11 protein-coding genes and 4 pseudogenes are annotated in these 11,599 nt (G+C 65.5%); 8 read left to right on the forward strand and 7 right to left on the reverse strand.

Features of this window, described 5'->3' with window-relative positions; all coding sequences use genetic code 11:
• The 4 genes from IEY68_RS35525 to IEY68_RS35540 all read left to right on the forward strand — a co-directional run.
• A partial coding sequence (locus tag IEY68_RS35525; protein WP_189094717.1) for a cbb3-type cytochrome c oxidase subunit I occupies positions 1–511 on the forward strand: 511 nt, incomplete at its 5' end.
• A gap of 65 nt (positions 512–576) precedes the next feature.
• Positions 577–786: a hypothetical protein gene (locus IEY68_RS35530; protein WP_189094718.1), complete on the forward strand. Its 210-nt coding sequence runs from the start codon at positions 577–579 to the stop codon at positions 784–786.
• 8 nt (positions 787–794) lie between these two features.
• The gene (locus IEY68_RS35535; protein ID WP_062997300.1) at positions 795–1,481 is read left to right on the forward strand and encodes a linalool dehydratase/isomerase domain-containing protein; all 687 of its coding nucleotides are present in this window, start codon (positions 795–797) and stop codon (positions 1,479–1,481) included.
• 6 nt (positions 1,482–1,487) lie between these two features.
• Complete coding sequence (locus IEY68_RS35540; protein ID WP_189094720.1) at positions 1,488–2,150, forward strand: DUF5134 domain-containing protein; 663 nt, start codon at positions 1,488–1,490, stop codon at positions 2,148–2,150.
• 32 nt (positions 2,151–2,182) lie between these two features.
• Here the strand turns inward: IEY68_RS35540 and IEY68_RS35545 are convergent, their stop codons facing one another.
• Together IEY68_RS35545 and IEY68_RS35550 are read right to left on the reverse strand one after the other, a co-directional pair.
• Entirely contained in the window at positions 2,183–2,956 is a 774-nt protein-coding gene (locus IEY68_RS35545) for a FadR/GntR family transcriptional regulator (RefSeq protein ID WP_062997296.1), read from the reverse strand.
• A 113-nt stretch (positions 2,957–3,069) separates the two neighbouring features.
• Positions 3,070–3,351 (reverse strand): annotated as a pseudogene (locus IEY68_RS35550) (helix-turn-helix domain-containing protein); the annotation flags it as partial.
• Positions 3,352–3,416: 65 nt separating this feature from the next.
• On the opposite strand from IEY68_RS35550, the gene IEY68_RS35555 reads away from it, so the two are divergent.
• The 3 genes from IEY68_RS35555 to IEY68_RS35565 all read left to right on the forward strand — a co-directional run bounded on the left by IEY68_RS35555 (position 3,417) and on the right by IEY68_RS35565 (position 7,822).
• A complete protein-coding gene (locus tag IEY68_RS35555; protein ID WP_062997292.1) occupies positions 3,417–4,535 on the forward strand; it encodes an FAD-dependent oxidoreductase in 1,119 nt (372 codons plus the stop codon).
• Positions 4,536–5,457: 922 nt separating this feature from the next.
• On the forward strand, positions 5,458–5,772 hold the full coding sequence (locus IEY68_RS35560) for a winged helix-turn-helix transcriptional regulator (RefSeq protein ID WP_062997288.1): 315 nt from the start codon (positions 5,458–5,460) through the stop codon (positions 5,770–5,772).
• Positions 5,773–5,890: 118 nt separating this feature from the next.
• Positions 5,891–7,822: a S9 family peptidase gene (locus tag IEY68_RS35565; RefSeq protein WP_062997280.1), complete on the forward strand. Its 1,932-nt coding sequence runs from the start codon at positions 5,891–5,893 to the stop codon at positions 7,820–7,822.
• 134 nt (positions 7,823–7,956) lie between these two features.
• Here the strand turns inward: IEY68_RS35565 and IEY68_RS35570 are convergent, their stop codons facing one another.
• From IEY68_RS35570 to IEY68_RS35580, 3 genes and pseudogenes are all read right to left on the reverse strand, one after another.
• On the reverse strand, positions 7,957–8,262 hold the full coding sequence (locus tag IEY68_RS35570) for a CPBP family intramembrane glutamic endopeptidase (RefSeq protein WP_062997278.1): 306 nt from the start codon (positions 8,260–8,262) through the stop codon (positions 7,957–7,959).
• 70 nt (positions 8,263–8,332) lie between these two features.
• A pseudogene (locus IEY68_RS36685) lies at positions 8,333–8,491 on the reverse strand (transposase); the annotation flags it as partial.
• Between the two features lie 235 nt (positions 8,492–8,726).
• Positions 8,727–9,200 (reverse strand): hypothetical protein, encoded by a 474-nt coding sequence (locus IEY68_RS35580; protein ID WP_062997276.1) that lies wholly within the window; start codon positions 9,198–9,200, stop codon positions 8,727–8,729.
• Here IEY68_RS35580 and IEY68_RS37305 point away from each other — a divergent pair.
• Positions 9,084–9,875, forward strand: a pseudogene (locus tag IEY68_RS37305) (IS3 family transposase); the annotation flags it as partial. The gene IEY68_RS35580 and the pseudogene IEY68_RS37305 sit on opposite strands and share 117 nt — an antisense overlap.
• Positions 9,876–9,967: 92 nt before the next feature.
• Here the strand turns inward: IEY68_RS37305 and IEY68_RS35585 are convergent.
• Complete coding sequence (locus IEY68_RS35585) at positions 9,968–11,140, reverse strand: IS110 family RNA-guided transposase (protein ID WP_444543823.1); 1,173 nt, start codon at positions 11,138–11,140, stop codon at positions 9,968–9,970.
• Positions 11,141–11,415: 275 nt separating this feature from the next.
• Positions 11,416–11,599: pseudogene (locus IEY68_RS36690) on the reverse strand (IS630 family transposase); the annotation flags it as partial.

The raw sequence follows: 11,599 nt of genomic DNA on the forward strand, positions 1-11,599 counted from the left end.
CGCCACCTTCGCCGGCATCTACTTCTGGTTCCCCAAACTCACCGGCCGGTTCATGGACGAACGCCTCGGGCGGCTCCACTTCTGGACCACATTCCTCGGCTTCCACGCCACCTTCCTGGTCCAGCACTGGCTGGGCGCCGAAGGCATGCCGCGCCGCTACGCCGACTACCAAGCCGACGACGGCTTCACCGCCCTGCACACCGTCTCCACGATCGGATCGTTCGTCCTGGGCGCCTCCATGATCGTCTTCGTGTGGAACGTCTTCAAGAGCTACCGCTACGGCGAAGTCGTCACCGTCGACGACCCGTGGGGTTACGGCAACTCCCTGGAATGGGCCACCACCTGCCCGCCACCGCGGCACAACTTCTACGAACTACCCAAGATCCGCTCCGAACGGCCCGCCTTCGAACTGCACTACCCGCACATGGCCGAACGCCTACGCGAAGAATCCCACATCGGACGCGCCGACCAACACGGCGCCGGCGCCGAACTGTCCGTGCCCCCGCGCTAGACAACCTCCCCCATCGCGAACCCCGGCATCAGCACAGCCGCCCGGAGGGCGGACCGGTCGAGGTGGTGTCCGATTCCCCTGCCGATCCTTTGGGCGAGGCATTGCCCGACGGTGACGAACTCGCCGACCGTGCCCTGGAACAAGAGGACACGGGCAAACAACTGCTCGAGCGCATCGAGAGCTCCGATGTCGGGACTGCGGACTTCGAGCAGGCCCTCACCGAGTTCATCGCCGCGATGCGTGAGCACATCGACTACGGGACGACCGGTTCGTAACCATTCGCGTGGGGCCCTCTTTCACCCTGGTAGGGCCGACGCTGGCGAATGACGCCGGGATGGTCTATATGCTCAACTCGATCATGCCGGATGTAGCCGAACGAAGCTGGGCGATGATCAACGACAAGTTCATCGAGAACGACGGCGGCTCGATCACCGTGCGCACCAAGAAGGTAGGCCTGGACCGCGGACGGGGTGTCTTCGCAGCGCTGGCCGTGGCCGCCATGGAGATCGGCGATGCCGATATCGGCGAGGCCCTGCTGGCATCATTGGACGAAGACGCTGATCCCGTGTGGCGCAACGGTGCGCTGCGCAGCAAGGGCGAATCCAACTTCTCGCACACGAGGTGCGCTTTCGCACGTTTCGCCCGGCCGAATGCCCTGCGGAATCTGGTCAATGGGGACGTTCCCGAGCACTGGCGCACCGGGCCGCGCCTGGCCGAGGCGGCCTACCCCGATGTCCTTGTCGCAAAGGCAGTGAGTGACGGGCTCGGACTCGACCTCGTCGTGCGCCCCGGCGATGGAACGCGGCGCGTCCGGTTGGGGCTCGACCGTTTGCGCCCGGGAAGCAGCTACCGGACTTCCGGTGCCACGGAAACCGAACTGGTCGCCGACGATGCCGGCCGCGGATACCTCGACATCGACTTGAGTGACCGTACCGAAGTCACGATCCGCCCCCTCGAATCGTCGACGTAGCCTCGGATGCACGACGCGCTCCCGCCTGTATGGCGCTGGGCATTGGTTGTCCTCACAGGTACCGCGCTGGCGATTGGTTCGATACACATGGCCTTCGGGCTGATGAGGAAGAATACCGCCGAGGGACAAGGGATTTACGCTACCGATCCGGAATCGGAAGCCACCCACCTCGTCATGCTCACCGCCATGCTGGTCATGTTCGCATTTCCGCATGCACCGATCCCCCTCGGAGTGTGGCGAACGATATTTGTCGCTCTCCTCCTCGTCAACGGCGGATTGCTGATCTTTCATATCCGGCAGCGCTCCTCGCGTGGATCCATTGCACGCCGCAATCACATCGCGGCGGCTACTTACCATGTAGTCGCCGCGACAGCAATGCTCTATATGACGGCAGAGGTCGCACACAACACATCTCACCACCACGCACATACGACCGCGCTGACGACCGAAACCGGTGCAGCGACCACCGCGCTGCCCTACCCGGTGATCGGATGGGTGTTCGTCGTGCTTTTCCTCATCGATGCACTGGGTCAAATCTGCATCGCCGCTACCCTGCGGGTCGCCGGAACTCACACACGCATCCAGTTCCTGTCGGCCCGGACGGCACTCGTTCCGCATATCGCCATGGATATCGCCATGGCGGCCATGTTGATCGGCATGCTCCGGTAACAGCGCAACTCGCCCGACCGAGTCAACGGCAATCATCCACTACTGTGTGATTCTCGATCGACCCCGATGACCGCCGCATCGCCGAGTGCGGCTCGAGGGTCCAGCGAGGCATCCAGGTACAACGCGGTGATCATCAGGTGCTGGCCGAGACGAGCCCCCACAAGATCGCCTTTGCCCACCGCCCGGGCGATCACGAGCTGGCCTTCGCGGGTTCGCCGTGTCACCTCGTCCAGCGTCTTCGCAGGAAGAGACGGCACGTACTGTGACTGCAGGTCGACGACCAAGTTGGCCAGCACCATCGCAAACAGCGCGAGCGGTGCGTTACCGCAGATATCCGCCAATCGCCGCCCCATCTCGATCACGACTTCCCTCGCGACTCGAATGTCGGTGTCGGTATGGCCCGCCCACGCCTGTTCGACGTAATCAGCGAACGCAACGCGGGCGCCGACATCCGGGTTCGCCGCCGCCAGGGCGGCGACCTCGGGCGCAATGATCTGGGAGCATGCCAGGAGTTCGGCGAGCTGGACACCGTCACGTTGCAGAAGCGAAGCCGCCGACTGCGTTATCACCCGCACCGATGGAGTGGAGGCGAAATACCCGCCGCTGTTTCCACGGCGCACCCGTACGAGCCCCTCGGCTTCCAATATCCGCAGCGCCTGCCTGACGGTCGGGACGCTGACACCGAACCGTTCGGCGAACTCGTCGGCCGAACCGAGATGCTCCCCATCGGTGAAGTTTCCGATCACTTCGTAACGAAGGGTGGCGGCGATACGTTCTGCGGCATTGGTGGCTGGCCCCTCGGTCATAGGAACAGTCTGTCAGGTCGGGTCCAGGACGCCGGTGCCTGAGCAGCGACAAGCCGCCGTTCGATACCCGCAACCGGAGTTCGCCCGGGTCGATACGGTCGGCCGGCGCGAGATCACGCCCTACGGTCCCGCTGATAGCTGCGGGCGACCAGGGCCGACCGGAGATACCACAAACCCTTGACCTGGCCGGGATCGAAACCGATGAGCTGGCCGATGCGCTTGAACCGGTAGTCGATGGTGTTGGCGTGCACATACAGAACTCGTGCAGTGAGCTGGCGATTGAGGTTGTTGCTGATGTGCACACGCAGCGTTTCCAGAAGTTCGGGGTTGTCGTCGAGTGGGTCGAGTGCCGCGCCGAGATGTTCGCGGGCGGGCCCGGGACGGGTCAGTGAGTGAGATTCCTCCCCGCCGAACCTCCGAGCCATGGTCCACGGCACAGGACAGTTATACGGTTGGGACCATGACCGCAGGTACCGTTCTGATCGTGGGTGCCGGGCTCGCCGGCACCTCCCTGGCCGCCGCGCTCGGGCAGCGCGGCATCCCCAGCGAGGTGATAGATCTCCGCGACCACACCGACGGTGCCCATATCGGGCTGACCAATCGTGCGGTGGACGTGCTGGCCGATCTCAGCGTGCTCGACGAGGCCACCGAACTCGGCAGCGCACACCAGGACACGGTGTTCGTCCGCATGTACTTCGCCAACGGCGACCCGATTCCCGTCCCTCCACCACCTCGTCCCGACACCCGACTACCGGCGGCGGTGAACATCTACCGGCCCGCGCTTTCGGATATCCTCGTGCGGGCCGCGAAATCCGCCGGCGCCCGATTCCGATACGGGGTGTCGGTGCAGTCCTTGGTCCAGGACGCCGACGGGGTCGGCGTGACCCTCACCGACGGCAGCACCGGTCGTTATTCACTGGTGGTCGGCGCCGATGGGGTCCGCAGCCGGATCCGCGAGCTATTGCATCCCGGATCGAAACCGCAGTACACCGGCACGGTCGCGCTGCGCTGGATGCTCGACAAGGAGCCGCCGGGCGAGCCCGGCTTCTACAACTCCGAGAACGAGATGATCGCCATCGCACCGGTCAAGGGCGGGATGACCTACGTGGCGACCGGAGCCGAAGCCCCGGAAGGACATCAGGTCGGCAGGTCCGAGGCACGAGAACTGCTCCGCGGCGTGCTCGCGCGATTCCCCGCCCCGACACCGACGGCGCTGCGGGCCGAGCTCACCGATGACCAGACCGTGCTCGTACACCCCTACGAATGGATCCTCGTCCCGCCACCGTGGCACCGGGGCCGCGTCGCCCTGATCGGTGACGCCGCACACGCCACCACCGCCCATCTGTCCTCCGGCGGCGGAATGGCTCTGGAGGACGCCGTGGTCCTGGCGCAGGAACTGGCGACCGCATCCACCACCGCAACGGCTCTCGACCGCTTCCAGGATCGACGATACGAACGGGTGAAAGTGGTGGTCGAGGCGAGCGCCCGCCTGCTGGAGATGCACCGAGCGGGCGCCTCCCCGCAGGAGATGGGGGCACTGCGAGCCCGGGCGACAACAACACTGATCCAGCCGTACTGAATCATCTACTCGTGCCCTGCTCACGCTCGGTGGGGAGCGTTCCGACGCCGACAACTAGCTTGAGTTTTAACCTCTGAGCTGCTGTTTTGTGGGCTTTCTGCGGGGTCGCGGCTCGGCTGTTCGGGAAGGTCTCTTGTCGCTGGCGGTCTTGATGTGCACGTCGTAGCGTGGTGCCGGCCGCTTGTTGCGGTGCCCGGCCGGTCGACCCGGTCCGGGACGGGAGGGTTTCGGTGCTCTGGCCGGACATGCCGTTTTCCAGCGGAGGTGCCGAAACCCTCGACGGACGCGTGCGGGTGTAAGTCGTTGCGGGGCTGAAGGTTTCTCCCAGGGGCGCCGGATGTCGACGGTGAGTTCACGAGCAAGGCGTAGTTGGGTGCAAGCGGTGAGAAGCAGCCAGGTCCATCGGTCTGCGGTGGCGGGGTCGCGGAGTTTGGGGACGTTCCAGCCGAGGGTGGGCGGCAGTGGCTAGTGGACCTATCGCCTCTGCTGCTCGTCTGCGCAGAAGGAAGGCCCGTCGTCTGAATGTCGAGAGCCGTTCAGCTCGAGGATGTTGAACCCGCCTCACGCTTCCCGTTGCCATCGGCCCTCGACGCTGATCGGATCCGTAGATCGTCGCGAGGTGTACGTGCGGCATCCACAATCGACCGTGTCCTGTGATGCCACACCACCAACCTGCAATAGAGCGCGTAACCAATGTGCCAAACATACGCTCACCCATCGGATCAGGCGCTCAGGTCGACAGCTGTATATAAGCGCGGGTCGAGCTGGATGACCCTGGCGGAATCAACCCTGAGTACGCAGGGGCGCCCGCTCTCGGACAAGAGCGGTTGGAGATCCAGTTCATCGAGGTAGCCGTCCAAGCCCGAAGCCGCGGTGTGGGCCTCCAGGTGGTAAACGCTTTGGAGGAGCGGCATTCGGACCGTTGTTTGTTCGCCTACAGCGAGAAGGCGAATTCCAGCAGTCGGTCGAGCTCGTGGGCAAGAAGTGGACTGCCGCCGTGCTCCTGGCGGCGATGCGGGGGGCTCGCCGGTTCGTCGACTACCGCTCACGGATCACCGGAATCTCGAACCAGCTACTGTCCCAGCGACTCCGCGAACTCGAGGGCCACCAACTGATCGAGCGAGTCGTGGTGCCGACGACACCGGTCCAGATCCTGTACCGGCCCACCGAGCGAGGCGCCGGACTGATGCGTGTTCTGCACCCCCTCGTCGAATGGAGCGCCCCGAACGACGGATGAGGACGACCTCGCATGCCGTGGCCCCAATGACCGAGATCACGCCGGGCGGGCTTGAGCTCGCCGCGACGTCAGGGTGTGCACTCGGTAGGTGAACACCCATCTACCAGGAGGGCGCTCGATGACATCCGCGTCGGAGCTGATCGCAGTCGAGGAGTTCTTCGGTCCACCGGCCCGCAGCCGCGCCCGGCTGTCCCCGAACGGCATGACCGTCGCCTACCTTGCCCCGTGGCGTGGCCGGCTCAACGTGTCCCTCCGCAATGTGGATTCGGACTGGGCCACCCCCGATGAAGTACCCGGCGCCGATGTCCCCGGCGCCCGGCGCGTCACCTCCGACACGCGGCGCAACATAGACACCTTCTTCTGGACCGTCGATGGTCGCTACCTGCTGTTCCAGCAGGACACCGACGGCGACGAGAACTGGCACCTGCACCGCGTAGACCCAGCCCGCCCCGACCGGCCCGCGGTCGACCTGACTCCCTTCGAGGGTGTGCGACTGCTCGGCGCGCAGCTTCCACCGGACCGGCCGGGGACGGCCTTCATCCAGCTCAACAAGCGGCGCCCCGACCTGGCCGACCTGTTCGAACTCGACCTGGCGACCGGCCGGCTGATCTCGATCGCGGAGAACCCCGGCGATGTCGTGCACTGGCTGCACACACCGGACCGTGCGCTGGTCTTCACGATGGAGGAGGGAGGTGACCATCTTCTGTCGGAATGGACGAACGGTGACCGACGGCGCCCGATCGCCCGGTTCCCGGGCACCGACGTCCTCTTCGGGGTCCTCCCAGCGGCTCTCACCCCGGACGGGACCGGCCTCTGGATCGGTTCGTCGCGCGGGTCGGACCGCACCCGCCTGGTCCGGCTCGACCTGGCGACCGGCGAGCAGACAGGGGTGGACAGCCACCCCGTATTCGACCTGGACACCCCACGCCCCGAGGCCGACCCGCGCTTCCCGTCCTCGCTGATCCTGCACCCCGGCACCGGGGAATTGCTCGGCGCCCGCTACCTCGGAGCCCGCCAGGAGATCCACGCGCTCGACCCGCACTTCGCCGCGGTACTGCCCCGGCTGGCGGAGCTGTCCGACGGCGACCTGGCCCACGTGTCCTGCGATTCCACCGCGCAGCGCTGGGTCGTCGATTTCACCCACGACCGCGACCCCGGAGTCACTTGGTTCTACGACCATGCCACCGGCCGGGCGCGCCGCCTGTTCCGACCGTTCCCGCACCTGGACCCCTCCCAGCTGGCCCCGGTCACCCCGATCACCCTCACCGCCCGCGACGGGCTGACGCTGCCCTGCCACCTCACCCTGCCCACCCGGATCGAACCCCGGAAGTTGCCCACCGTGCTGCTGGTACACGGCGGCCCCTGGTACCGCGACAGCTGGAGCTACGACCCGGAAGTGCAACTACTGGCCAACCGCGGCTACGTCGTGCTGCAGGTCGACGTCCGCGGCTCGACCGGCTACGGCAAGGCCCATACCCAGGCCGCGATCGGCCAGTTCGCCGGACGCATGCACGACGACCTCATCGACGCCCTCGACCAGGTGATCGACCAGGGCTACACCGACCCGGACCGCGTCGCGATCTACGGCACCTCCTACGGCGGCTACGCCGCACTCGTCGGAGCAGCCTTCACTCCCGAACGGTTCGCCGCAGCGATCAGCTACACCGGCATGTCCGACCTCGTCGATCTTGTCGAGTCGGTCGTCCCGTTCGCCCGGCGCTCGGTCGAGAACAGCTATCTGCGCTACATCGGCGACCCCGACGACCCCCGCCACAGAGCCGATATGCTTGCCCGCTCACCCATCACCCGGGTCGATGACATCACCGCACCGGTACTGCTCATCCACGGCGCCAACGACGTCCGCGTCCACCGGCGCCACTCCGACCGCATCGCCGACGCACTCCGCTCCCGCGGCGCCGAGGTCGAGTATCTGCTCAACGAGGCCGAGGGCCACTGGTTCAGCAACCCGGACAGCAACATCGAGCTGTACCGCACGCTCGAACGGTTCCTGGCCCGACACCTGGGCGGACGAGCGTCGACGGCCTCCTGACCCACCGCAGCCGGGGTCGCTCCGGCCGCGCTCATCGGCGCAGTCTGCCGCGGCGAGGGCCTACCGAATAATCCGCTCTCGCCGCTCACGCACCCAAACGAACACGACCATACCGATGTTGACGGCGACGAGAATCAGCAAGGACGCATCGCCGACGTCGGTGGAGCGATAGATGGAGAAGGTTCACCGTCCGCCATCAGCGTGTTGACGGTTGTCGTGATGACGTTGTTGGCGACATGAAACGCGACCGGCGCTTCGACACCGCCACTGATGACCGCCATCAGCCCGGTGCAGATTCCAAGCGAGAGGTAATAGCCGAACAGCCACGGGTCGGTCGAGCCATGGATCACGGCGAAGGTCGAGCCGGAGGCCACGATGCCGACAGCCAGGGCCGGGCGGACCGACCGCACCCAGGACGCGGCTCGTGGACCTTGGCCCACGGGGCTCCTCGATCTCGGCCGCCGACTGCTGCTCACGCGTCGACGGCCCCGACGTCCCGGCCACCAGACCGGCGCGGCCGGCCTCGAGGAACTGACGCTTCCAGTTCCCCACCGACTGCTCGGACACCTTCGCCCGCCGCGCTGCCTCTGCGACGGTCACTTCACCGGCCAGGACCGACAACACGATCCTGACCTTCTCCTCCGCCGGTACGGCCGCAGGTCTCGCCATGAACGATCAGACTCCTCTTCACAGGTCACACCCGCAAGAAACGGGTCCTGCCACAAAGTCTGACGCGCGACACCTCTTCCATATGAAGAAACCGTGTTACGCGTCACAGCGACCGGCGATATCAATCCGCCGGGGTCGAACTGCGCGCAAATCCAACCACCAAAGGGCAACCCACGTGCCCAACCCAAGCTATCCGCAGCAGCCCTACCGCGCCTACTCTCACCCGTCCCAGCGCCTACAGGTTCCAACGGAAGATGGCACCGTTCTGGAAGAGCTTGTATAACTCCGGGCCCGTACCGACGATCATGGTTGGCGTTGCCGAACCGGATCCCAGTACATAGCTGCGAGGATCCCAGGTCGTTCCTTGGTACTCGTAAATCCTTCCGTTATTCAGAAGACGATACAAATATCCGTAGTCTGCGGCGATATCGATTGTTCTGGCATCGGCGCCGATCAGCAGCCATGATGCCCCTCCCGCGTGTCGCAGGATCTCACTGCGTTCTGCGAGTGCGTATTTCGCCTCGGAGCTCGGCCAGACCCGGAGGTGATCGTGCGGTTCGTCAAGGACAGCCGGCACCCGGTCGAGCTCGTATTGCGGGTCCTCGGCATCGCCTCGTCGACCTATTACTGGTGGTGCAAACGCCTGGAACAGCCCTCGGCTCGGCAGATCGCCGACGAAGCATTGCTGGCCGAGATCGTCGATATCCATACCAGCTCCGGCGGCACCTACGGGTCTCCCCGGGTGCATGCGATGCTGGCCCGCCGCGGTATCTCGGTCGGCCGCAAAAGGGTGGAGCGGGTGATGCGGGGTGCCGGGTTGCAGGGCGCGTTCCTGCGGAAACGGTGGCGCATCGCCTCGACACGAACTGATCCGCGGGCAGCGCCGGCACCGGATCTGGTCGAGCGGGTCTTCACCGCGGAGCGGCCGAACCGGTTGTGGGTGGCCGACGCGACCAGGATCCCGTGCGGTCAGGGCGTGTTCTGGCTGGCAGCGGTGCGGGATGCGTTCTCCAACCGGATCGTGGGCTGGAAAACCTCGGATCGCTGCGACACCGAGCTGGTGTTGGGTGCACTCGAGTTCGCGGTTTGGAGCCGTGACATCCGCGACGGTGAGTTGATTCATCACAGTGACAGGGGCTCGACCTACACGGCGATTCGTTTCGCTAACCAGCTGGCGGACAACGGGATCGCGCAATCGATGGGTTCGGTCGGCGACAGCTATGACAATGCGTTGATGGAGAATTTCTTCTCCACGTTGAAAACCGAGTTGGTTTATCGCCGGGCCTGGCGGACCCGGGACGAGGCCGAGAACGCCCTGTTCGCCCATATCGCTGGCTGGTACAACTGCCAGCGCGCCCAAAAGAAGCTCGGTTGGCGATCGCCCGACGAGTTCGAAGCGAGCTGTCATGACCCGGTCCCGGCCGGGCCGGAACCTGATTACCCCCTCCAACAATGCGGGGGTTCCTCTGTGTTTTGTCAAGCTGCCGGAGCGGGTTGGGCCGTAATCTGGTCGATGGCGGGTTCCGGAAGTGACTGGTCCGAAGAGCTGGCGTGCGGGGTTGAGCCGGCCGCGCAGGATTTCGTAGTCGCCCCTGAGTGTCCTCCGGAACCCGCCCCGCTGGTGTGGCATTGTTCATCGGCGATCATGGTGCGCCAAACATGGTCGCAGAGACGGCGTTTGAGACAGCGCATCGCCTCTTTGTGTCCCTTGCCCTCGGCGATCTTGCCGTCGTAGTAGATCCGTCCTCTGGTGCCCGGCATGCGCACTTGCGTCAATGCGATGGTGTGCAGGGCGTTGTTGAGCTGGCGATCGCTGTGGCGGGACAGCCGATGCCGAGACTTACCGGCGCTGGCGATTTCTATCGGCGCGGTGCCGGTGTGGACTGCGAATGCTCCCGCGGTGCGGAACCGTGACGCGCGTCCGGTTCGGCCCAGCAGCCGAGCCGCGACCACCGGTCCGACGCCGACGACGTCGAGAAGGCTGCTGCCGGAATCGGCGACTGTGTCCTGCATACGCTGCTGATTGGCCTTCAGTCGGACGTCCAGAGCCCGCACGTCGGCGACGAGTTCGCGGGCGAGTTCCTTGCGGGCGCGTTCCACCGGTGAGGATGGGCGGACCCGCCGCAACACATCGGTGGCCTGGTTCGCGGTCAGATCGGTGGACACGCCACCGGGCAGCAACTCCCGCATCATCGCGTGCAGCTGGTTGACGGTCCGGGTGCGCTGTCTGGTCAGATTCGTGCGCCGCTCATCAAGCATTCGCAACACGGTGTTGGGGCCCTCGGCCTCGACGGGCGCTGCATCCCCGCGCAACGCCGCCACACTGGCCGCCGCGGCCGCGTCGATATTGTCGTTCTTGCGCCGCCCGCCCCGCGACAATTCCCGGACCCGCGCGGTGGCCGTGGACGGCACATCGATGACCGTCTCACCGTGGGCGATCAGCCATTGGGCCAGGTGCCGGCCCAGGCCCCACGCGTTCTCCAAGGCCCAGCGCCGTTCAGGAAATCGCTTTGCCCACACCAGGAGTCGCCGATACTCGGGCAAGGTGGCGTCGATGCGGATCGACTCGAGCGTCCTGTTGGTTCTGGCATTCAGCGCTGCCGCCGTATGGGTGGACTTGTGCGGGTCGACCCCGATCACGACCGTCAACCACATCTCCTTACGCCTCGTCGGGTATAGGAAGCCGCGGGCGACATTCCGGCTTTCGGCCTGTGTGTCCCACACCTCTGTTGAGTCAGGCCCGCGACCGGTGTCGAGCCGGGGCGCAAACCCCCGGTGAGCCAGCCCGAACGGGCGGCAGGAACCTCACGAGCCAGCCCCGACTCGACACCTCCGGCAGACTACGGCCGGTGATCATCCAGCCTGCCAACCGGTGCATCTATATAAGCCGGAACCTCACGGTAAGGCTGTCAGCTAGTGCCTCGTCAAGCAACGTTGGATAGGTAATCCGGGCGCCGGATTGTGGAGTTCACTGCGAACTCTCGTTTGGGTCGGGCGTGCTGGTTGCGCCAGCGGATGTAGGCGCCGATCGCGGCGTCTTGCTCGTTGTGGCTGCGGTGATCGGTCCCGTTCAAAGCGAAGTACCGCAACGCGGCGAACTCCGATTCG

Source organism: Nocardia jinanensis (assembly GCF_014645735.1).
Classification (GTDB): domain Bacteria; phylum Actinomycetota; class Actinomycetes; order Mycobacteriales; family Mycobacteriaceae; genus Nocardia; species Nocardia jinanensis.